At 43.4% G+C, this 22437-nt stretch carries 18 protein-coding genes; 2 read left to right on the forward strand and 16 right to left on the reverse strand.

The features are described 5' to 3' along the window. Window position 1: 1 nt before the first annotated feature. Window positions 2–724: a metal ABC transporter ATP-binding protein gene (locus IGI78_RS11005; RefSeq protein WP_430618022.1), complete on the reverse strand. Its 723-nt coding sequence runs from the start codon at window positions 722–724 to the stop codon at window positions 2–4. A 572-nt stretch (window positions 725–1296) separates the two neighbouring features. On the opposite strand from IGI78_RS11005, the gene IGI78_RS11010 reads away from it, so the two are divergent. Next, window positions 1297–2811: a flavocytochrome c gene (locus IGI78_RS11010; protein ID WP_061054396.1), complete on the forward strand. Its 1515-nt coding sequence runs from the start codon at window positions 1297–1299 to the stop codon at window positions 2809–2811. 83 nt (window positions 2812–2894) lie between these two features. Here IGI78_RS11010 and IGI78_RS11015 read toward each other — a convergent pair whose 3' ends face one another. The 4 genes from IGI78_RS11015 to IGI78_RS11030 all read right to left on the reverse strand — a co-directional run bounded on the left by IGI78_RS11015 (window position 2895) and on the right by IGI78_RS11030 (window position 8473). After that, window positions 2895–4961: a beta-galactosidase gene (locus IGI78_RS11015; protein ID WP_430618023.1), complete on the reverse strand. Its 2067-nt coding sequence runs from the start codon at window positions 4959–4961 to the stop codon at window positions 2895–2897. Window positions 4962–4970: 9 nt separating this feature from the next. After that, the gene (locus IGI78_RS11020) at window positions 4971–5825 is read right to left on the reverse strand and encodes a sugar ABC transporter permease (RefSeq protein ID WP_081118196.1); all 855 of its coding nucleotides are present in this window, start codon (window positions 5823–5825) and stop codon (window positions 4971–4973) included. 1 nt (window position 5826) lies between these two features. Further along, window positions 5827–7062 (reverse strand): carbohydrate ABC transporter permease, encoded by a 1236-nt coding sequence (locus tag IGI78_RS11025; protein WP_140965089.1) that lies wholly within the window; start codon window positions 7060–7062, stop codon window positions 5827–5829. 139 nt (window positions 7063–7201) lie between these two features. After that, window positions 7202–8473 carry an extracellular solute-binding protein gene (locus IGI78_RS11030; protein WP_140965081.1) on the reverse strand — a complete coding sequence of 424 codons (1272 nt, stop codon included), beginning with the start codon at window positions 8471–8473 and terminating at the stop codon, window positions 7202–7204. A 255-nt stretch (window positions 8474–8728) separates the two neighbouring features. On the opposite strand from IGI78_RS11030, the gene IGI78_RS11035 reads away from it, so the two are divergent. After that, complete coding sequence (locus IGI78_RS11035) at window positions 8729–9727, forward strand: LacI family DNA-binding transcriptional regulator (RefSeq protein ID WP_140965082.1); 999 nt, start codon at window positions 8729–8731, stop codon at window positions 9725–9727. A gap of 82 nt (window positions 9728–9809) precedes the next feature. Here the strand turns inward: IGI78_RS11035 and IGI78_RS11040 are convergent, their stop codons facing one another. From IGI78_RS11040 to IGI78_RS11090, 11 genes are all read right to left on the reverse strand, one after another. Further along, window positions 9810–10331 (reverse strand): GNAT family N-acetyltransferase, encoded by a 522-nt coding sequence (locus IGI78_RS11040; RefSeq protein WP_430618024.1) that lies wholly within the window; start codon window positions 10329–10331, stop codon window positions 9810–9812. A 17-nt stretch (window positions 10332–10348) separates the two neighbouring features. Then, entirely contained in the window at window positions 10349–11110 is a 762-nt protein-coding gene (locus tag IGI78_RS11045; protein ID WP_430618025.1) for a YibE/F family protein, read from the reverse strand. Beyond that, entirely contained in the window at window positions 11107–12138 is a 1032-nt protein-coding gene (locus IGI78_RS11050; RefSeq protein WP_430618026.1) for a YibE/F family protein, read from the reverse strand. Before IGI78_RS11050 ends, IGI78_RS11045 begins: the two co-directional genes overlap by 4 nt. Window positions 12139–12302: 164 nt before the next feature. Then, window positions 12303–13262 carry a D-2-hydroxyacid dehydrogenase gene (locus IGI78_RS11055; protein WP_430618027.1) on the reverse strand — a complete coding sequence of 320 codons (960 nt, stop codon included), beginning with the start codon at window positions 13260–13262 and terminating at the stop codon, window positions 12303–12305. After that, window positions 13259–14590: an APC family permease gene (locus IGI78_RS11060; protein WP_077452749.1), complete on the reverse strand. Its 1332-nt coding sequence runs from the start codon at window positions 14588–14590 to the stop codon at window positions 13259–13261. Before IGI78_RS11060 ends, IGI78_RS11055 begins: the two co-directional genes overlap by 4 nt. A gap of 122 nt (window positions 14591–14712) precedes the next feature. Next, window positions 14713–15933 carry an MFS transporter gene (locus IGI78_RS11065; protein WP_430618028.1) on the reverse strand — a complete coding sequence of 407 codons (1221 nt, stop codon included), beginning with the start codon at window positions 15931–15933 and terminating at the stop codon, window positions 14713–14715. A gap of 188 nt (window positions 15934–16121) precedes the next feature. Then, window positions 16122–16721, reverse strand: a complete 600-nt coding sequence (locus IGI78_RS11070) for a YczE/YyaS/YitT family protein (protein WP_430618029.1) — start codon at window positions 16719–16721, stop codon at window positions 16122–16124. Window positions 16722–16828: 107 nt separating this feature from the next. Next, complete coding sequence (locus IGI78_RS11075; RefSeq protein ID WP_430618030.1) at window positions 16829–18313, reverse strand: response regulator transcription factor; 1485 nt, start codon at window positions 18311–18313, stop codon at window positions 16829–16831. Continuing rightward, window positions 18306–20054, reverse strand: a complete 1749-nt coding sequence (locus IGI78_RS11080) for a sensor histidine kinase (RefSeq protein WP_430618031.1) — start codon at window positions 20052–20054, stop codon at window positions 18306–18308. The genes IGI78_RS11075 and IGI78_RS11080 overlap by 8 nt, the downstream gene beginning before the upstream one ends. Then, the gene (locus IGI78_RS11085; protein ID WP_008378954.1) at window positions 20047–20667 is read right to left on the reverse strand and encodes a DUF624 domain-containing protein; all 621 of its coding nucleotides are present in this window, start codon (window positions 20665–20667) and stop codon (window positions 20047–20049) included. Before IGI78_RS11085 ends, IGI78_RS11080 begins: the two co-directional genes overlap by 8 nt. 274 nt (window positions 20668–20941) lie before the next feature. After that, entirely contained in the window at window positions 20942–22411 is a 1470-nt protein-coding gene (locus IGI78_RS11090) for an ABC transporter substrate-binding protein (RefSeq protein ID WP_016613578.1), read from the reverse strand. Window positions 22412–22437: the final 26 nt, after the last annotated feature.

Here is a 22437-nt window from a genome sequence, read left to right on the forward strand (position 1 = left end):
GTTAAACGCCTCCTTTCACGATGATCGCATCGCCAAATGTTTGCTTCAAATTGCTTTCGGTAAAGACTTCACTGACTGGGCCCGCAGCGATCAGGGTTTGATTGAGCAGAACCAAGTAATCAAAGTATTCGGTGATTTTCCCCAGATCATGGTGAACGATAAAAATCGTCTTGCCAGCATCTCGCAAGTTACGTAACAGCCCGACGATGATCGCTTCACTGGTGGCATCGATCCCTACAAAGGGCTCATCGAGGAAAATATAGTTGGCATCTTGCACCAACGTTCGAGCAATCAAGACCCGCTGAAACTGCCCACCGGACAATTCCCCAATCTGACGTTCCGCAAAGGATTCCATTTCTACCGCTGCCAGAGCAGCTGTCACTTTCTGCCAATCGTTGGTCGACATCCTTTGGAACATGCGCATTTTAGGATACAAGCCTAAAGATACGACTTCTTTGACTGTGATCGGAAACGTGTAATCAACCGCGGTCTTTTGTTCGACATAGGCAATTTCCTTTTGGAAGTCTTTTAACGCTTTTTTGTCGACACTCATGTCCCCGCTGGAAGGGATCAACTTCAACGCCGCTTTGATCAGCGTCGACTTCCCTGCCCCATTTGGACCAATGATCCCTACGATCGACGGTTTTTCTACTTGAAACGACAAATCCGAGATCACTTGATGATCGCCATCATAAGCTGCGGATATCTTTGAAAAAGTAATCATTATTTTCACTCCATTTCCATAGTTAAGGATAGTTTATTTATTTTTTAGGTAGACCTAACTTATTTTTATTATACAAGAAAGGATTGGTTTTGCAAGACAGTTCTCTTGATTTTTTTAAGAAACACCGCAATTTCTTGGCAATGGTTCTTGAAAACCAAGATTCTATCTCTATTTATTGAATAAAAATTGGTGCCCACAAATACTGATTCCACTAATTTTTTTCTATCTTTTGATCGCAAAGCGTTTGATTTATTTTCAATAAAAGAGATCGTTCCTCGGCACCTCAGTGACGTACTTTTTTCAATAACAGAAGAGAGGCAAATCGAATCCTCTTCGTTTTCTCCCTTCATGATTAAAATCAAACAAATCAAAGAATCAATAATTGTTCTTTTTCTATAAATTCACGAATTCACTCTTTTTTATGATGACCAAGAAACCCTTTCATCACGACTAAAACGCTTTATAAATTAAACTTTTCTAATTATTATGTGATTTTTCGAACAAAACCTAAAAATAACATGACAACTATGTTAGTCTTTGATTTGGAAAAAGTTTTAGGAGGAATAAAAACAATGAAGAAAATTTTCCAAACACTATTAGTCCTAACCTCGTTAGCAACTTTGAGTGCTTGTGGCGCTGATTCACAAACAAGCAGTAGCACAAGTACTGGTTCATCTGCTAATGAAGAAACAGATGCAACTTCCGCTGCATCTGGTCAAGAATACACAGACCCTAGCGAACTTGCAGACAGCTACGATGTCGTGATCGTCGGTGCGGGTGGCGCTGGAATGGCCGCTGCGATCCAAGCAAAGGAAGCTGGCGCAAACCCAGTTATTTTAGAAAAAATGCCAATTTCTGGTGGGAATACATTGAAATCTTCTGCAGGAATGAACGCTTCAGAAACCAAATTCCAAGAAGCAGAAGGCATCGAAGATTCAAACGATCTATTTTATGAAGAAACATTAGCTGGCGGTCATAACACCAATGATGAAGAATTGTTGCGCTACTTTGTGGATCATTCAGCAGAAGCAATCGATTGGTTAGATTCCATGGGTATCACTTTAGACAACTTAACTACGACTGGCGGGATGAGTGAAAAAAGAACGCACCGTCCATCTGATGGTTCCGCTGTTGGGGAATACTTAGTTGATGGCTTGATGCGCAACATCCATGAATTGGAAATCCCAATTTTTGTAAATGCCGATGTCAAAGAAATCAATGAAGAAGATGGTCAAGTCAACGGGGTGACCGTTGAAGTGGAAGGAACCGAACAAACCATTGATGCCAAAGCAGTTGTCGTTACAACAGGCGGTTTCGGTGCCAATTTCGACATGATCACCGAATACAAACCAGAATTGGCAGACTACGTGACAACGAACCAAGAGGGTTCGACTGGTGATGGGATCAAAATGATCGAAGCATTAGGTGGACAAACGGTTGATTTAGAGCAAATCCAAATCCACCCAACAGTGGATCAGTCGAAATCACTGTTGATCACGGAAGCTGTCCGTGGAGAAGGCGCGATCTTGGTCAATCAAGAAGGCGAACGGTTCTTCAATGAAATGGAAACACGAGACAAAGTCTCTGAAGCGATCATTGCCCTACCTGAAAAATCAGCAACGTTAGTTTTTGATGCAGGTGTCAAAGAACGCGTGACAGCCATTGATTTTTACGAGCAACAAGGGTTAGTCAAATCCGCTGACACGATCGAAGAATTAGCAAAAGAATTGGACATGCCAGAAGCAGCGCTTGCTGAAACGATCGCTACCTGGAACAGCAGTGTGGCTGCTGGTGAAGACGAAGCCTTTGGACGCAGCACAGCAATGGACAACGATTTGTCAACAGGACCTTACTATGCCATCGCCATCGCTCCTGGTATCCACCACACGATGGGCGGCGTGAAGATCAACACGAACACAGAAGTGATCGCTACGGATAACGAGATCATTCCAGGTCTCTTTGCAGCCGGTGAAGTAACTGGTGGGTTGCATGGTGAAAACCGAATTGGCGGAAATGCCGTTGCCGATATCATCATCTTCGGACGCCAAGCAGGAACAAAAGCTGCCGAATTTGCGCAAGAAAATTAAAACACTCTCTATAAAAAAGAAGTACTCACGTTTTTCATCAACGTAAGTACTTCTTTTTTCTTATCTAATTGACACAATAGTCTTTATTGAACTGGTGCTGTCACTTTGATGATCTGCACCTCATAAGGCGCCAGCTGAAGCATTTGGTTTGTCGTTTTTCCAGTAAGCAAATCGATTCCAGAAGTTGCTACCTCTACTTCTTGATTTTCTTCGGAAAAATTCATCACAAAATAATAGGTAGTTGGAGCGAGCTGCTCTTGCTGACTTTCTCTACTTTGGATCGACACGTTCGTTGAACCTTGACGGACCCACTCATTTTGTAAGCGAAGCTGTTGTGTTACTTCTTGATAGAAGTCTTCCAAAAAGGCTTGATCCGTCCGTCCCCCAAGATAGTAGGCACTCCCTTCACCATAATCATTTACGGTCACTGCAGCTTGACCTTGATAAAAATCAGCACCGTAGACCCCTAACGTTTGGGCAGTGTTTGTTTGGACAACACTACAATAATCATGAATTTGGTACTGCTGCTCCTTCATTAAAAGCAGATTTTTTTGTTTCGGATATAACGTATCGATTTCTTTCACAGATACTCCAAACAGTTCTTGTAACTCTTGGGGCCAGCCCCCTAAATAGGTCAAGTCCGTTTCATTCACGATCCCTGTCAAATAAGTGGAAACCAGTGTCCCGCCATTTTTCGTATACTGTTGAAATTTTTTCATAGTTTCTTTTGGTAAGAGGTAAAGCATCGGAGCGATGATCAATTGGTAAGCATCAAAGTCACGGTCTTTCGTGATGACATCAACCGCGATGTCATGATCCCAAAAATAGCGGTAATGTTCTTGCAACGTTTGTGGGTAGCGTTTGCTCTCTAAACCAAAACCTTGCGCATCATTGAGCGCCCAATTGTTATCCCAATCATAGATGATCGCCACTTTGGCTTTTTTGTGCAATCCCTTGATTTCTTTGATTTCTTCTAAGGCTTTCCCAACTTCTGCTACATCTTGAAAAACACGATTTTGTTCGTCGTTGTCATGGTCCACGACGGCCCCATGGAATTTTTCAGACGAGCCTCTTGATTTTCGCCATTGGAAATAAAGATTACTATCTGAACCGTGAGCAATAAATTGCATAGAAGACAACAGATGCATCCCGGGACGTTTCGTGCGATTGACTGGATGCCAATTCACACCACTAGGGGTTGATTCCATGATCAAAAAGGGTTGCTTTTTCAAGCTACGGTACTGATCATTGATAAACCCAACCTTACTTGCCAAATCAGCGGTCGTTCCCCAATCATTGTGCCAAGCAGGATAACAGTCCCAACTAATGACATCCACATGTTGGGCAAATTTTCCATAGTCAAGGCTATAAAAGGGAATCAAATCACGGGTATCTGCCATAAAATTCGTTGTTATCGGCACATCTGGAGACAAACGGCGAATGTCTTTGATCTCATGTTCGTAGAAATCAATGGTCTGATCGGTGACAAAACGATGCCAGTCTAGATTTAGTCCATGAACTTGCATTTCGCCGATCGGTGAAGGAGATTCGATTTGCGACCAATCGGTAATCGTATGGCTCCAGAAAGGTCCCCACCAGGCCTCATTCAAGGCTGCTAATGTTTGGTACTTCTGCTTGACCCATTGACGAAAGTTTTCTTGGCAAATGGGACAATGACAATCTCCAGAATACTCATTGGATATATGCCACATCAATAGTGCTGGGTGGTCGTGGTAGCGTTCAGCTAATTTCCGATTGATGATCGCCACTTTCTCACGATAGATCGGCGAAGAAAAGCAGTGATTGTGTCGCCCGCCGTGTAACATTTTTTCCCGTTTTTCATTGGTACGGAGAACTTCAGGGTATGCTTTAGACAACCAGGCAGGACGCGCGCCGCTTGGCGTCGCTAAAATGACGTTACTGTTTCGTTCGGCAAGCTCATCCATGATTTTGTCTAACCATTCAAATTGAAACTCCCCTTCTGCTGGCTCTAAGGCACTCCAAGCAAAAATACCAAGGGAAAATGTATTAGCATGAGCTTTTTCCATTAGTTCTAAATCTTTGGCTAAGATCTCGGGATAATTTAGCCACTGGTCAGGATTATAATCCCCACCATGTAAAAAGCGTTCTTCTAAGTTATATCTTGTCATCTTCTCTTCCTATCCTTTTGTGCCACCAGCGGTCAAACCGGAGACAAAATGTTTTTGTAATGCAATAAAGACGAGCGCGATCGGAATACTGATCAAAATAGCCCCTGCCGCAAAAGTCGTATAGCTGGCTCCCATTTTATCCGTGACTAATTTGTATAACCCGATGGGTAATGTATAGTACTCAGGATTACGTAAAATCACAGAAGACAGGGCAAAGTCCCCGAGTGGTCCAGTAAAGCCATTCATGGCAACGACTGCCAGCATTGGTCGTGATAAAGGAATCAAAATTTGCCAGAATATTCGCGTATTGCTTGCGCCATCTATCTTGGCACTCTCGTCTAAATCTAACGGGATCGAGTCAAAATACCCTTTCAATAAGTACGTGTTCATGGGAATCTGACCCCCAACGTAAATCAAGATCAGCAACCAATGGCTATTGATCAAGCCGAGCATTTGCGCCAATACAAAAATTGCGATCAAGGCAGAGAACTGCGGGATCATTTGTAGGAGTAAGAAAAGCATCAATCCATTTTTACGGCCTGTAAAACGAAACCGCGAAAAGGAATAAGCCGTCATGGAGACAAAGATCAGTGACAGAAACATGGTGCATACACTGATTTTCAATGAATTCAGATACCATTGACTATAATAAAGCGAGTTGTCGCCAGCAAACAATTTCGTATAGTGACTTAATGTTGGACTCGTCGGAATCAGACTCGTACTTACTAAACTGTTCCCAGGATTAAAACTAGCACCGATCGTCCATAGTAAAGGGTAGACGATCACCACTACCGTAAAAATCAGTACGAGATACGTCAAGGATAGGCGGAAAAATTTTTGTTTTTTCATACTTGCTGCCTTCATGTTATCCAACCTCCTTGAATGAATTTGTTCGGCGGAATTGCCATAAAGCAATCGCGATCACGACGATCGATAAGAGAATCGTCAATGCTGCTGCTAGTGCATATTGACTATTTTGCATCGTGAGCTTATAGATCCATGAAACCAAAATATCGGTACCACCAGCGGTCGAACCAGGAACTGCCGGTCCACCAGAATTAAACAGATAAATGATATTGAAATTGTTGAAGTTAAACGTATATTGCGTAATCAAAATCGGTGCCATTGCATAAAGCAGTAATGGCAATGTGATTCGTCGGAATTTTTGCATAGCTGAAGCACCATCGATGGTCGCCGCCTCATACAAATCATCCGGAATGGATTGCAGCGTCCCTGTAGTCACGATAAAAATATACGGAAAGCCTAGCCAGCCTTGAATCAGTAGCAAAGCTAAGCGGGTCCAATTCGCACTCGTTAGCCAAGGAATCGGTGAAATCTGGAAGAAATTCAAAATCGTATTATTGATCGCACCAAAGGAATCATTGAACATTCCTGAAAATACCAAGATCGTAACAAATCCTGGAACTGCCCATGGGAGGATCAAAATCGTTCGAAAGAACTTTTTGAATCGTAGTTCTTTTTGATGCACCAGCACCGCTAAAAATATTCCGATAGAAACTTGTAACGTTGAGGCGATCAAGGTCCAGATTACTGTCCAGCCTAGAACATTGAAGAAGGTACTACGCCAAATATCGACAGTAAAAATCTTCTTAAAGGTCGCTAATCCCACCCAATCTGCTAAATTGGCAGGTGCAGAATGATACAGATCATAGTTCGTAAAAGCTAACGCGATACTAAAGAGAATCGGAAAAATAACAGAAAACACGAGTAAGAAAAATGCTGGGCTACTCATTAAATAAGGATAGCCTTCTCTTAATAGTGCCTGGTAGCTTTCACGGATAGAGTTGACTGGTAGCTCATTGTCTCTTAATTCGCCGTTTTTATAGGCATCACGGATGTTTAAATAATAGAACAACAGACCAAAACCAATGACGATCAAGGCAACTAATCCTTCTGCTAATAAAAAGATGGAATTGTCTCTCGGCACTTCCACGCCTAATGTCACGATGCCCCAAAGTCCCATATTAAATAAATCTTTAAAGACGACAAGATACATAGCAAAAAAGAAGAAAAATAAAGCGCCTTTGATTTTTTGCCGATTATAAAATTGACCGAATCCTGGTATTATCGAGAATAGCATTGCTCGTTTTGCATACGACTGCGTGTTTTTCACATTTTCGCCCCCTGTAAGAAAAAGCCGCTGACAAACGTTTCGTTCGGCATTACTTGATTCCTAGTGCTGAATCACCATCCGAAACGTTTGTCCTCGTAACGACTTTTTAGTTTTGAATTGCCGCAATGGCTGATTTGATCTGATCGACTGCTTGTGGTAGAGCTGTTTTCGGTTCAGCCTTTCCAGTAGCAATGGTTTGCAATGCGGCATCCATTGGTTCCCATACGGAATTCATTTCAGTGATCCCTGGCGTTAGTTCTGCGTGTTGGGACTGAGCGGCGATGGCTGCAGCACTTTCACTTTCTTGAACTGCTGGATCATCTGCCAAAGAAGCAACCGCTGGTACTTCCTGTGTTTTTTCATAACGAACTTTTGAGTTTTCTTCATTGCTGATAAATTTGACGAACGCTTCAGCTAATTCAGGGTTTTGGGAATAGCTACTTACGTTGTAGCTTTTGACACCGATAAACGAGCCCATATGTTCACCATTGCCTAATAATGGCAATTCTTTCACACCATAGTCGATGCCCGCTTCTTTATAAGGAGACAAGTTCCATGGTCCCGAGACGACAGCTGCAGCTTTTCCTTCCGTAAATAAAGAGTCCAACACATTGATTCCTTGTTCACCGACCAATCCGGATGGAAAAACACCGGCATCATAAAATTGTTGGATATAGTCTGCTCCTTCGATCGCGCCTTCATTGGCTAATCCAATATCTTCAGGGTCATAGGATCCATCGGCATTCTCGCCAAAAACATACCCGCCATAACCGCTCAATACACCTTGTGCGTAATAAATTTGATCCCATAATGCCAGTAACCCATAACTGTCAGCACCTAAGACAGACTTGGAATACTCCAGCCACTCATCCGTTGTCTGTGGCAAGTCTTCTTCGGAAATTAGTTCTTTGTTATAATACAAAATTTGTGTTTCAACCGCTTTTGGTAAGCCGTAGACTTTGCCGTCAACGATTTGCGATTGCATTGCTGATTCTGTATACAGGTCTTGTAGCGTTTGATCGACTGTTAATTCTTTCAACAAACCTTCGGTAACGGCTGTACCGATTTGATCGCCAGGAATCGTGATGACATCCGCACCTGTACCAGCGGGGCCATCCAATCGTAAATCTTCGATCTGTCCACCATAGGCTTTTTCGACCACTTTGATCGTCACATCGTGTTCTTCTTCAAATTGTTTGACTGCCTCTTCAATCCCAGCTGATTTTGCTTGGTCTTCCCAGACCAATAGATCATAGTCCTTACCGCTGCCACTATTTGCTGCAGTGCTATCTGTCCCTTCACTTTGTGGACCGCAAGCACCTAATCCTAAAGCTGCTACACTTAAAAAAAGAACTCGAGACATTTTTTTCATCATCATTTCTCCACCTTTTCTTTATTTTGCAAACGCTATCTTCTCGTTTATAATAAATTATTTTACTTAATATGTAAATAGTTTTACTAAATTAATTTCTTCAATGGAGTAAATAAACGGATAAAATCAAGGTTTATCACACAAATATTTTTTTCGAAATACCTCTATGTTATTAACTTTCACTATTCAGTAAATATATTTAGTAAATTCATTTACTTGGTAAACTTGTTAGCGTATACTAGAAGAAAGAGGTGAAGAAGATTGGTTACAATAAAAAAAATTGCCGAGCAATCAGGCTTTTCACAAGCGACTGTTTCCCGATTATTGAAAGGCGACGAATCGTTGTCGATCGCAGCCGATACGCGTCAAAAAATTATTCATACCGCTTTATCACTAGGTTATGATCGCTCAAAAATAAAAACAACACTAGAAAAAATCGCCGTCCTTTTCTGGCTGACAGAACAAGAAGAGCTGCAAGATGTCTATTTTCGACAATTGCGAATCTCTTTAGAAAAATATGCGAAAATCAACAATTTGGAAATTCAACTGATCACCCATGAAGATGATGTTTTAGAAACACTGCAAGAAGTCACCGGGTTTATTGGGATTGGCTCTTTCACTGAGAAAGAAACGCAGCAGTTCAAATCCATTTGTCCCTATGGCGTCCTTTTGGAAATCAACCCCTGTCCAGAGCTGTTCGATACGGTCAAACCCGATACTGATCGAATGACGCAACTGGCGATCGATCTATTTTTAACAAAAGGATACCGAAAAATCGGCTTTATTGGTGGTGCTTATCTAAATCCTGATACCCAACGTGCAGAAATGGATAGTCGCGAGGTCATCTTCCGTCAAACGCTGGCTCAGCGAGACGCCCTCGATGAGGCATTCTTGTTTACTGGTGGCAACTTTTCCGTTGAAACCGGCTATCGTTTGGCGAAAAAAATGGTGGAATCCCTTGGTGACGATTTGCCAGAGGCGCTCTTTGTGGCTTCTGACACCATCGCAGTTGGTGTGCTCCAAGCGTTAAATGAACGATCCATCATCATTCCTGATCGTTTGGAACTAATCAGTATCAACGACAATGAGATCGCAAAATTTGTGGCTCCCCCTCTAACAACGTTTAACATCGATGTGGAGGAAATCGCCAAAACCGCGATCGATTTATTGGTGGATCAGATCGTGCATCCTCGAGCGATCACCAAAACAGTCCTTTTAGGGGCTGAACTCATCGAGCGAAAAAGCTTTACGCAAGCATAAAAAACGCCCCAAGAAAGTTAGTAAAAGCTAACTTTCTTGGGGCGTTTCATTGTCTACATCGAAAAAAGCATTCTTTCGTTTTTCACCTCTCTTTCGCCACAGCATACACAAGATGCGGCATGTCCACTTGTCGATAGTGTTTAACAAAGCGATCCACCAGCTTCATTCCATTGCGCAATGCCACATTTATGGAGGCTTGATTGGACTCACGAATGATCGAATAAACAATGTCGGCATTCAGCGTTCCAAACGCATAGTCTTTACAAGCCTGGGCGGCTTCTGTGGCAAACCCATGATGCCAGAAGTTCTTTTGAAACAAGTACCCAATTTCTAAAACAGCTTCTCCCTTGACGTCTTGCCACGTCAAGCCGCATTGACCGATCGCTTGCCCGGATGCTTTCTCAATCACTAGCCACAAGCCAATGTGATCGTTTTGATAGCGTTGCAGCTGTTTGCCGATCCAACCAGTGACTTCTTGCTCACTGAAGGGTCCTTCATAAGCAATCATGACTTCTGGATCTTGCAAAATCTTTTTAATCGCTGGACGATCGTCATGACTCATTTCTCGCAGCAATAATCGCTTGGTTTCAATTAGTGGTTCCATGGTGGTTTAGCTCCCTTCTACTCCATTCGGTTTCTTTTCAAAAAATACCAACTGGCTGCCCATGCGGTGATGGGTAAAATAATCACCGCTGCCAGACCCGTGATCAAACAAACGATCAATTCTGAGACGAACGCCTTCGAATTGATCATTTCACCAAAGGAGATCGACAAATCTTGAAACCACGCAATCAACGCTAGATTACTTCCCATAAAGGCAAACAATAAGGTATTGATCGTCGAAGACAATACGTCTGATACCACAGTCATACTACTTTTACTTAATGCCTTGATTGAGACTTGCGGGTTTGCTTGAAAAAGTTCATAGGTCGCAGTGCTGATCGCCATACTCCCATCTGTCACCGCCCCCGAAAAACTCATCAAAATGATCGCAGTCATCAATGTCTTAAAATCGATGGCTACATCAAAGGAATACATCGCCAACTCATCCAGTTCCTCTGCCGAAAACCCATGAAGATTCATTGCAGAGAGCACAAGCGGAAATAGTAGTAGAAAAAGCCCTAGAAAGACCAACACACAGACAAAGGCAATTTTGGTTTTCTGATTGACGCCGTTCACGAAAAACAAGGTGATCGCCGCCACGGCTAAAAAGGCAATACAAGCCGCTGGTAAAATTGGAGCCCCTCGGTCAATCAGGACCAGTAGCGCTAGAAAGACGGCCACATTCATAAACAGACCTGTGACTTGAAACAGCCCTTCGATCCGAAAAACAGCGAAAGTCAGCAAGAGAAAAAGCAAGATCAACACAAACAAAACAGTCATTTTGCTTTCCTCCTTTGCACTTCAAAACAAAGGAGCGTCAACGGTACTGATAAAACCAACGCAAAGCCGCCGCATACTGTACGCACTATTTCTAAAGAAAGATGCATCGGCAATGCTTGCGAAAGCAGCCAGCCATTGGCTAGGTAAAACAATAGCGCTGGCATACTCCCACTTAAATAGGCAAACAACAAGACATTGATCATCGAAGAAGTCGTATCTTGCGCGATGGACCGACCGATCGCTAATCGTTCCTTGCGGCTCGTCTGGGGATTGATGCGTTGGATCTCATCTAAACTGGCAATCAGCATGACGATATTGTCCATGCTGGCACCGATTGCGCCAATCACCAGACTTCCTAGATAGACACTGCGATACGGACGGGTCAGAAACGACATTTCCTCATAGCGCAACCCATGATCTTGCAAAAGATCCATGGCGAATCGACAGAGAAAAAATGCCAAGAGAACGCTGGCTAAGGAGGCAATGATTTTGCGGCTGTCGATCGTGCGAAAGCCATAAGAAATCCCCATCGTCAAAACCAACGAGACGATCGTAAAAACGATCATCAAAAAGACCAATGAAAAGGAGCTGTTGCCTTTGTGAAACCAAAGAAAAAGGAGCAGTAAGCCAGTATTCACAAAGATACTAAACAAAGCCCGTAAACCCTTTTTGCCACCAATTGCGACTACTACCATCAGGAAGAAGCCAAGGAAGAAAAAGAGATACCCATCCCGTTTTTGTGCTTGTACCTGCCAGCCATCCCCTTCTTTTTGCAAAAGCAGCTGTTGTCCGGTCTGATACAACGGATGAATCGCACCGTTGGGCGTGTATTCTGTAGTGACTGTTCGTAGTATCCCAGCTTCTTCTCCGTTGCGAAGGATCCCTTGGATCTGCTGCTGATCAGCTGTGACTTGAACCGTTTGTACTTCTATGATCGGCTGTGCATAAAAGTGGCTGCTTTGGGTTTGAATCAGCCAGCTCAAGACCAGCAAACTAACAAAGGCCGCTAGATAATAATACTTTTTCAAGACGGTCTCCTTTCTTTTTCAGCAAAAAAAGACTTAGACAAACCACGAGTCCTACGACCAATCACCTTGTGAGGCTGGCTGACTGGTCGAAATGGTTACTGTGTTGGCGAGTCTAACTGCTTTGCTAGTCGCCTGCTTTGTCAAAGTCCTTTTACTCGTTTTGCTTACACGACATTTTGTGGTGTCCCTGCTTTAAAACCGCTTAAGTTCGCCACAGCGATCCCCATCAAACGACGCCGCGTTTCGACGGGTGCCCAAGCGATATGCGGTGTCAAATAGCAATTTGGCGCCTGTAATAAGGGATTGTCAGCTGCGATCGGTTCTTTGGAAACGACATCTGCCGCCAAGGCTGCGATCTGCCCAGTGTGCAGCGCTTCAGCAACTGCCCCTTCATCGATCAAGCCGCCACGGGCGGTATTGATCAGGATCGCAGAAGATTTCATTTGTGCCAATGCTGTGCGATCGATCATTTTTTCTGTCTCAGGAAACTGCGGAACATGAAGGCTGATGATATCTGCTTCTTGATACAATTCCGCCAGCGAAACTTGTTTTGCCCAATCTGCTTGTGCTGGTTTTGGTCGATGATTAAAGTAGATCACCTTCAACTGAAACGCACGAGCGATCGTGGCAACTGCTTGAGCAATCGCACCATATCCAATCAGCCCAATCGTTTTGCCTGCCAATTCCATCAATGGTGTCTGCCAATAAGAAAAATCTTTGCTGGTTTGCCAGTCGCCCTGATGCACGGAACGATTATGGTGTCCCACTTGATTCGTCACTTCCAGCAGCAAAGCAAAGGTCGCTTGTGCCACTGCATTGGTACTGTAGCTAGGAATATTGGTCACGGTGATTCCCTGTTCCTTCGCTGCTGCCAAATCAACGACATTGTATCCAGTTGCCAAGACCCCAATGTAGGTCAATTGCGGACATGCTTTGAGCACATCTGCGGTGATCGGTGTTTTATTTGTCAAAATTGCTTCGGCATCGCCGATTCGCTCAATAATTTCTTGTTTATCTGTATACGAGGTACGATCATACACCGTCACCTCTCCTAATTCTTCAAACCCGTGCCAAGACAAATCTCCTGGATTCAACGCATAGCCATCAAGTACAACGATCTTCATTCTTTCGCTCCTCTCGCTTTTCCTTTTGCTTTTCCATAAAAAACGGGAATTCCTAGTAACGTCACGCCAATTCCCACGACTGCTAACCACGTGTCAGTGATCAAGGTCATGATCAAGATAAAACAGCCACCTAAGATCGCAATCAAGGGAATAATTGGATAGAAGGGAACTTTATACGGACGCTTCATCTGCGGTTCTGTTTTTCGCAAACGAAAAACCCCTACAAACAATAATACACTAAAGAACCACATAACAAAAACCAGCATATCGGTCAAAAGATCAAAGGTGCCTAAAAGCATCATGATACACGCGATCCCCAACTGTAAAAAGGCTGCCGCATAAGGTGCATTGGTGGTTTTACTTAAGGTCGCAAAGGTCTTGCTAAAAGGAATCTCATCTTCTAACGCCATGGCATAAGGAACTCGTAAGCCAGTCATTGTATAGCCGTTCAATGCGCCATAAACAGAGATCAAGATACCGATCGTGACCAGTTTTCCGCCAAAGCTACCAAACAAGGCCATCGCAGTTTCTGAGGCACTGTTCAAATTACCAGCGATTTGATCGATCGGCAATGTTTTTAAAAAGGCAACGTTGATCAACACGTACACCAAGGTGACAAAACTCAACCCAAAGATGATGGCTTTAGGTAGATCTTTTTCCGGTCGCTTCATTTCTCCAGCGACATTGCCGACGCCCATCCAACCATCATAAGCAAAAAGGGTTGCTAAGAGAGCACTACTGATACCAGCCGCAAGCGAACCTTGAGTATTGGAAGAAAAATCCACCAATGAGACCGAGACTTGCCCGGGTGTCAATAGGCCAGCCACGATGATCACCGCAATCGGGATCAGCTTGACTGCTAATGTGACCGACTGGACTTGAGCAGCGGCTTTTGTTCCCAAAAGATTGATCAAAGTCACACTCGTTCCGGTCAAAATCGACAGAGGAATCAAATAATTGCTAGGTAGATGAAATAAGTTCAAGCACTGGGTCGCAAAAATAATACTTAGAGCCGCAACATTCGCTGGAAAGTAAATGATACTTTGTGCCCAGCCTAATAAAAAGGAGGGTAATTTCCCATAAATTCTTTCAATATATCGAATGGGTCCGCCGGTTTCAGGAATCGCCGTCGCTAATTCTGCCACGGTCAAACCGCCGCAAATCGTTAGAAAGCCGGCAAGCAGCCAGACCAACAAGGTCAATCCAGTCGATTGCGTCTGCTGAACCACAGCCGCTGCTTTGAAAAACACGCCGGCGCCGATCACCGTTCCCATTACTGTCGATAATGCCCCAAAAAAACTGATTTCTTTTTTCAATTGACTTTTCACAACATCACTTCCTTTTAAATGAATAAGTCAAAGTATAGCGGATTGAAACTGTCTTGACTAGGGGAATTTCAGAAAACAAAAAGCAAATACCATGAAAAGACGGCATTTGCTCTAAAATTTTTTTATTCTTTTGTGGATTCCTGAAAAACGAACAACGGAAGCTGCCGCTTTTTGTGCATTTGTTGAACTAAAAAAATTCCTACCAGCAAGATGATTGGGAAAACGATCGCCCCTAGAATCCCGACCTGTAGCTGCTGTCCCGTCCATTCAACGATGCTACCAACGACAGCAGGGCCGATTGAACACCCTAGGTCTCCCGCTAATGCCAAATATGCAAATAGCGCCGTCCCGCCGTTGCGAATGTATTGCGCAGAAAGACTAAAGACCCCTGGCCACATGATCCCTACGGCAAAACCGCTTAAGCCGCAGCCGATGAACCCGATCAACGGCAATGAAGCAAAGCCGATCATCATATACGCCAGTAGACAAAGCAAAACACTCAAAAACATAAAGCGTTTCAAATCGATGCGTTCCCCGAACTTGCCGTAAAGCAAGCGCGAGATCCCCATCATCAAGGCAAAAACCATTGGCCCTGCCAAATCGCCTAGCGTTTTACTAACGCCTAAGCCCTGTTCAGCAAACGTCGATGCCCATTGACTGACCGCTTGTTCGCTGGCTCCGGCACAGACCATCATCACCAGAAACAGCCAAAAGCTTTTCAAAGAAAAGAGCTGTCGAGTGGTCAAGCCTCGTTCTCCTTCGGCAACGATTGGCGCCAACGGGACTTTTGTAAAGAAAAACAAATTGACCAACGGGATCAGCGCCCAGATGATCGCCAAAATCGGCCACTGTTTAATACCGAACACCATGAAGAACGCCGTTGAGAACAAAACGACACCCACGTACCCCCAGCAATAAAACGAGTGCAGCATGCTCATCGTTTTTTCCTTATGTTCCGTTGGACAGGCTTCAACGATGGGACTGACTAAGACTTCCAACAAGCCACCGCCAATGGCATACAACAAAACCGCTGCTAACAGCCCGCTAAACGGAGTCGGAAACCATAAGGGAAAAACAGCTAAACCAATCAAGCCGATCGCTGCAAAAAAATGCGCCGCTACGATCGAAATACGATAGCCGATGCGGTCTACAAAAAAGATCGCTGCAAAATCGACGGCTAACTGGGACAAAAAGTTAAAACTGACCAACAAGGTGATCTGACTGATCGGCAGCTGGTATTGGCTTTGAAAGGTCAAAAATAATAAGGGGGCAAAATTATTGATCACGGCTTGAACGATGTACCCTACAAAGCAAGCTGCAATCGTCGAACGATAACTTTTCATTTTCATTTCTCCTTTACTCGTCTTATCAGTATACCAAGTCCACTAAGACAGTAACCATGGAGAAAACACTTTTTTTACCCAGAGAATCTTAAAGAAATCAGGATTCCTCTCCCTTCAGATAATTCCTTTAAATGGAAGCAACAAAAAAGCTGCCCTCACAGACAGCTTTTTCCGACTTATTCTCAAGGCTAGGCGTTTTTCTTCCGAGCAGCGATGGTTTTCATGGTGGCTTCAAAGATTGGGCCAATAAAGACGATACACAAGAGAGTACCTAACCCCACACTGGCGCCTAACGCAAAACCAATCAAGACCATGACTGCATCCAAGCCGATACGGATCGTTTTTTGCGTCAATTTGCTTCGTTTGTAGATCAAGGCCGTCAAGGCTTCAAGTGCGGCTGAACCTTTGTTGGAAGAAACGTAGATACCGGCGCCGATCCCGAATAAGATCGGTGCCGCGAAAATAGCGATCCACGGGTAGAAAGGCAAATGAATCGATACTTTGTCCATCACTGGTTCAAAGATCCCAATCAACAGGCCTAAGCCGATCCCGTTGATAAAACTGCCAATGCCTAATTCGGCACGATCAAAGACTGCAACGATCAACAAAACAACAATATTAAAACACAAACTGGCAATCCAAAAGGGGACATCGACAAAATTCAAAATTCCTAGTAAAAACGTACTGATCGTATCATATCCTTGATGGGCGGTGATCAATAAGGATATGGCTAACGCAATCAGCCCGGTACCTATCAAAACTTGTGCAAATTTTTTGGTTTCTTTCACAACATCACGCTCTCTTCTTTATTTTTCCTCTCTTAGTTTACCGTGAAAGCGTCACAATTACTATCATTTAATCACAAAAACCGGATTTTTTTTGAAGAAATCTAAATTCAATCAAGGGATTCATAATGCTGTTCATAGGTATCGCGAAACTCTTTGGGGGTCAGACCATTCAATTTCTTAAACATTTTGGAAAAATAGTTGGTATTGTTGTAACCAATGCGATCCCCGATCTCACTGATCGTGGCTTTCGAATGAAGCAGCAGCTGCTGGGCTTGCTTGATTCGCACCAGATTGACGTACTGATTAAAACTCATTTCCGTTTCTTTCTTGAAGAGCTGTCCTAAATAAACGACGCTGACGTGCAGTTCTTCTGCCGCTGATTTGACCGTCAAATCATGGGTATAACCTTCTTCGATCAGCTGAATCGTCTTTTGAACGATCTCTGAATAACGTTTTTGCGGCGGCTGTGATTTCGCCAATTCCAGCACATCATCAAAGAGTTGCCGCAAATCTGCCAATGTATTGGACTCGCGGATTCGTGCTAAAATCTGCTCATGGTTTTCTTGGGAAAGCACCGGCAGTTGCCGATAAATATCATTGAACAATAAAAAAGAAACATAACGAACATGCTCAGGGTCTGCTTGGGTTTGTTCCAAAATAGCGAACATTTTATCCAACTCATGTTGGATCGTTTTAACATCCCCGATGGTCAGTGCTTTGTTAAAAGATAGAAACGGGAGTTCTTCGTTTCGCTCTAATATATCCACGTGGATCGTCTGTTCTTGTAAAAACAGATCTGGGTAGAAGGCTTGCAGCGATTGAACCTGTTTGATTTTTTCATAGGCTTTATACAAATTCTCCCACTCGTTGATGGTTTCGCTCATGATCAACTGCCAGTCTTTACTATCAAGCTGCTGGGCCAGTGCTTTTAGGTCAGCGTTGATTTGCTGTCTTGGTCCGGCTGCGGTAATGATCACTTGGTTTTCATCTAATCGCCCTGGTAAGATCAAAGGCTGATCGTGTTGCTGAAAAAACGTCGTGATTTTTTGTAAGATCTCGGCGGTCCCATTGAACTGCAAAACGGTAAAGGGTGCTGCTAGTGGTACCTGCTGTTGCGCCAGCAAATGTAGGTACTCGCTTTCGTTCAATTCATCATTCAACCAAAGTAGGAGGCTTGATTCTTGGTACAGTTCTTTTTCTGCCAACAGTTTTTGCTGCTCCTCTAACTCAGCTGCAATCGCTTGAACACTGCTACGCAGTTCTTCTTTGTTAACAGGTTTGACCAGATAATTACGCACACCTAACGCCATGCCTTGTTTGACAAAGGCAAACTCTTGATACCCTGAGAGAATGATCGAGAAGAATCGATTCCCAAACGCTTGCGCTTGGCGGATCATATCGATGCCGTTCATTTCTGGCATCCGAATATCCGTGATCAGCAAATCAACGGAATGTTCTTGTAGATACTCGAGAGCCTCACTAGCACTTTTCGCTGTATGCACCACCTCAAAGCCCAGCTCTTGCCAAGGCAAGATCATCTGCAGCCCTTGCAAGATCATGTATTCATCGTCAACGAACATTGCTTTATACATCTGCCTCATGCCTCCTTTGCAAACTTTTCTCATCTAAGCGGATCTTGACCGTAAACCCAGCAGCTGCTTGAGACGTAACATCCATTTGGTAGGCGCCGTTGAACATCCCCCGCAACCGTTCGTGAACATTTTTGATCCCGATCGAGGTTTGTGCTCCGATCTCCTGATTTTGCAGTTCTTCATGAATCATCGCTAACTGCTGCGGATCTGCGCCTTTGCCATTGTCTTTGACTTCAATCACGATCTGATCGGCTTCTTTATAAGCTTTGATACTGATGGCGTTATCATTGCGCTGATAATCGATACCGTGAACAAAATAGTTTTCGACAAGCGGCTGCAGCGTGAACTTCGGCAATTCCAACTGTTCGAATGCCGGATCGATAGTTACATGATAGGCGATCTTATCTGGGTAGCGCATCTGAAACAAGTAGACATATTTTTCACAAAAATCGATTTCTTCTTTTAAGGTCTTCGTCTTTTCTTGCGTCGTATTGTTCCGTAGCAGTGCCGAAAAGGCATAGACGACATCCGCCAGCTCTTCTTGGTTGCGGCTCAAGGCATACATTCGAATGTATTCTAAGGTGTTATAGAGAAAATGCGGATTGATCTGGGCTTGCAATGCCCGCATGTCGGCATCCCGTTGTTTGATCTCCAGTGTGTAAATATCTTTGATGTACTCGTTGATACTGTAGGTCATTTGATTGATGGCTTCTGCGATTTCTTTCAGTTCTTGTTGGACATTGGCGGTATCGATCCGTTTGTCAAAATTCCCTTGGCTGACTTCTTTCGTCGCATAGACGATCTGCTCTACTTGCGATGTATAGCGCTTAAAGGTGCGATGAAGCACCCATAGGACTAATAAGAGAATCCCAATCCCAAAACTAAAGAGCCAAATGGCGCTGGAAAAAATATCCCGCCAGATCACACCTTTTGACAACAAGATCAGTGACAACTCTCCGCTGACGGTCGTTTGTTTTTTGATATAAAAGTCTTTCGACAGAGTGTCGTGAATAGTTCCATGAGCCACCGCCTGATCAATTTTCGCTAAGGTCTGCTTGCTAAGGTTCGCGGCATCCTTGTAAAGGCGCTGACCATTGGAGGTATACAAAAAACTGTTGATACCATGCGCTTGGTTGTCTTCTTGTCGATTGGCTAAGACATCGTCTGAGTGAAAAATCACGTAGACTTGCCCTAACGGTTGCGCATAATTACTTGGTTGGGCGATCGAACGAACAAAAAACAGACGATTTTTTAAATCAATCTGTTTGCCGCTGTGTTTTTCTCCGTAAGGTGTATCCGGCGTTGCCACTAGTGTCTCATTGCTTTCATCCAACTGAATGATGATCTCTTCGATACTAGGATGATTACGAATCAAACGATAGAGAATATTTGGTAAGTAAACACTTTGTCCCGTCTGGCGAAAAATATCATTACTATAGGAAAAATAATCTGGCAATGAAAGCTGCAAATAGTTGCGTAAAGATTCAAAGGCGGTATCTGAACTGGTAAATTCGCCAAGTACCGTTGAAACAACGGTATTTTGGTCTTGTACATAAGCATCCAGCTGCATGCTTGTGCTCTCCACTAAACGTTCACTCGTAGTAAAACGATCCGCTCCGGTATAAGCGGTCAGGACCAGCATAATAATGATGGAGATGATCACCAAGAGCACACTGTACAGCTGCATCAACTGATTGATCAAAAAATCATGTTTGAACAAACGAAAACGCCACTTAGTCATGTGCCAAATCCCGATCAATGACGTTTTTTTCCTGACTGATCGCCACATGGCACCATAAAATCAGTAAGCTGAATGTTCCAAAGAGCAAGAGCCCTTTCATCATCCAAGTAAAAACTAGAATACTAGCGATCCCAACCAGTAATTTTAAAAAGGTCGCCATATGAAGAAACAGACACACAAAGGACAATTTCAGGTTATTCCACAAGGAAATCTCATAAGACGTGTCAAAAACCACACTTAACAGATACAGTAAAACACTCAATCCACTGACAACAACTAAAACAAAAGAGATCATCAACCAAATCAAGCCTTGGATCTGGGTAGCTAAATACAAGTTATACACTAAGAACCCTGTCAGTAGGAAAAACAGATAAAACTGCTTGTTGGCCTTGACAAAGACGTTGCGCCAAATGCGCCATGCACTACGAAAGCTTTGATTCTCATAATTCAGTCCATCTTCGTGGATCAAAGCACTGATGGTATGAAATGCTGGACCAATCCCTAAGATTCCACCACCGGCAAGCGTCAATACGACAAAAAACAAATTCAACTTCACGATCGCCCAAATCAAGCGAAAGCCCTTGACCAACCCGCTATTTGCTGTTTCTTCCATTTAAAATTCCTCCCTTATTTGTTCCCTACCGAAAATGTAGCATGATTCCAGCTTCCTACTCAAGCTACCTGAGAATCTTTTAATGCTATGTACGTTTTAGATGCAACATGCTTGAGATTAAAAAGCGAAAAAATAAAAGTTGCGTTTTTTGAACAAAATCCCTCTATTCACTTAAAAGAAAAAGCAGCCAGAAGCTAGACGTGGGAACCATTGGTCCTGATGCGTTTAGCCTCCGGCTTGCTTGATCTATTGATTTGTGAGAACCACCTGTCGCTTATTCTTGGCTTGCACGGTACTCATCAAATTGTTTTTGCATTTCATCGCGGACCTTCTCCCAGCCAGCGGTTTTTAATTCTTCGTTTAGTTTCGGAACATTTTCTTCTGGATCGATCGTTCCGGTTGCTAAACTTGCTTTGTAACGGTTCATGACATTGGCGATATTCGTGATTTCTGTTTTCACATTATCAGTCTTGAAGTTGAACCCTAAGATTGGTGATGCTTCCGCGTTAGCAATGTTTTCATCACGCTCTTTGATCATATCGTCTGTGATGGATTCTTGTGTGTAAAGGATCATGTTGTTCCCAGTGTTCCAAGCAGCCATCCGGGTATTTGGCAAGTAGCCATCAAGGAGACGGATTTTGTTGTCTTGGCCTTCGATTTTTTCCCATGCTTCACCTTCGACACCCCAAACCAATCCATTCAACAATTCAGGATCGCTGTTCAACAAGCCCAACACTTCCACTGCTTTTTCTTTGTTTTTCGAAACATTCGCTACGACAAAGTTTGCCATTTGCGCTTGTCCGGTTGATTTTAATTGTTTCGTGATTGGACGTGAAACCAATTCATGACCTGCGGCATTGCTTAAGATCGTATCGCCATAATCCATTGGTCCTTGAGTTTCTTCACGCATGAACCATGTGTTGCCTTCTAATGGGTAACCAGTTGTATTGGTGGCTGCATCGGTTGGGATCAAGCCTTCGTTGTACCATTTGTGCATCAATTTCAAGTTTTCCATTTGTTCATCATCTTCGTATTGATTGATGATCTTCGTTGTATCGCCATCCAATTTGACAGCAAATGGGTAATCTTTCCCGATCACATAATCATAGTTTCCAGAAACATTAAAGGTTTGTCCGATCGCAAACGGTGCGATGTTTGGTTCTTCTTCTTTAAACTTCTTCAACACGTCTTCGGCATCTGCATAAGATTCGATCCCGCTGATATCCAAATCATATTTGTCTAAATATTGTTTATTGAAGGTCAAGACTTGTTGGGCATAAATATTGCCATTGACTGGAAAGGCATATAATTTTCCGTCGATCGTATTGCCTTTGATATAAGATTCGTCTAATTGATCATACGCTTCTTTGGCATATTTTGGTGCTAACTCCGTCAAATCTGCATACGCGCCTTTTTGCGCATTCGCAACGTAATTTGAGGCAAAGGAAATATCGTAGTTTTCACCCGATGAAATGATGGTGCTCATTTTTTGATCCCAGTCTCCCCAGCCGATGTACTGCAGATCGATGCGAGCGTTGGTTTTTTCTTCAATGCGTTTATTGGCGATCTCCATCAATTGATCAAAGTTTTCTGGCTTGTCCCCGACTTGATACATCAATAAAGTCGTTACGCCGTCTGCATTGTTTTCTGAATCGGATGTTGCGCCGTTCGACCCACAGGCAGCCATTCCCAAAGTTGCCGCTGCGGCCATCCCAGCAAAAGCTGTTTTTTTCCACAAATTCATTTTTGTTTCCTCCCTATACTTATTTG

The sequence above is a fragment of the Enterococcus sp. DIV1767 genome (assembly GCF_050542585.1).
In the GTDB taxonomy this organism is placed as follows: Bacteria; Bacillota; Bacilli; order Lactobacillales; family Enterococcaceae; genus Enterococcus_D; species Enterococcus_D innesii.

What these genes read in the sequence shown, in the direction of transcription:
- IGI78_RS11005 (WP_430618022.1), bottom strand. Translation starts at nt 724, where the DNA reads ATGATTACTTTTTCAAAGATATCCGCAGCTTATGATGGCGATCATCAA.
- IGI78_RS11010 (WP_061054396.1), top strand. Translation starts at nt 1,297, where the DNA reads ATGAAGAAAATTTTCCAAACACTATTAGTCCTAACCTCGTTAGCAACT.
- IGI78_RS11015 (WP_430618023.1), bottom strand. Translation starts at nt 4,961, where the DNA reads ATGACAAGATATAACTTAGAAGAACGCTTTTTACATGGTGGGGATTAT.
- IGI78_RS11020 (WP_081118196.1), bottom strand. Translation starts at nt 5,825, where the DNA reads ATGAAGGCAGCAAGTATGAAAAAACAAAAATTTTTCCGCCTATCCTTG.
- IGI78_RS11025 (WP_140965089.1), bottom strand. Translation starts at nt 7,062, where the DNA reads ATGCTATTCTCGATAATACCAGGATTCGGTCAATTTTATAATCGGCAA.
- IGI78_RS11030 (WP_140965081.1), bottom strand. Translation starts at nt 8,473, where the DNA reads ATGATGATGAAAAAAATGTCTCGAGTTCTTTTTTTAAGTGTAGCAGCT.
- IGI78_RS11040 (WP_430618024.1), bottom strand. Translation starts at nt 10,331, where the DNA reads ATGGAACCACTAATTGAAACCAAGCGATTATTGCTGCGAGAAATGAGT.
- IGI78_RS11045 (WP_430618025.1), bottom strand. Translation starts at nt 11,110, where the DNA reads ATGACTGTTTTGTTTGTGTTGATCTTGCTTTTTCTCTTGCTGACTTTC.
- IGI78_RS11055 (WP_430618027.1), bottom strand. Translation starts at nt 13,262, where the DNA reads ATGAAGATCGTTGTACTTGATGGCTATGCGTTGAATCCAGGAGATTTG.
- IGI78_RS11065 (WP_430618028.1), bottom strand. Translation starts at nt 15,933, where the DNA reads ATGAAAAGTTATCGTTCGACGATTGCAGCTTGCTTTGTAGGGTACATC.
- IGI78_RS11075 (WP_430618030.1), bottom strand. Translation starts at nt 18,313, where the DNA reads ATGTATAAAGCAATGTTCGTTGACGATGAATACATGATCTTGCAAGGG.
- IGI78_RS11080 (WP_430618031.1), bottom strand. Translation starts at nt 20,054, where the DNA reads ATGACTAAGTGGCGTTTTCGTTTGTTCAAACATGATTTTTTGATCAAT.
- IGI78_RS11085 (WP_008378954.1), bottom strand. Translation starts at nt 20,667, where the DNA reads ATGGAAGAAACAGCAAATAGCGGGTTGGTCAAGGGCTTTCGCTTGATT.
- IGI78_RS11090 (WP_016613578.1), bottom strand. Translation starts at nt 22,411, where the DNA reads ATGAATTTGTGGAAAAAAACAGCTTTTGCTGGGATGGCCGCAGCGGCA.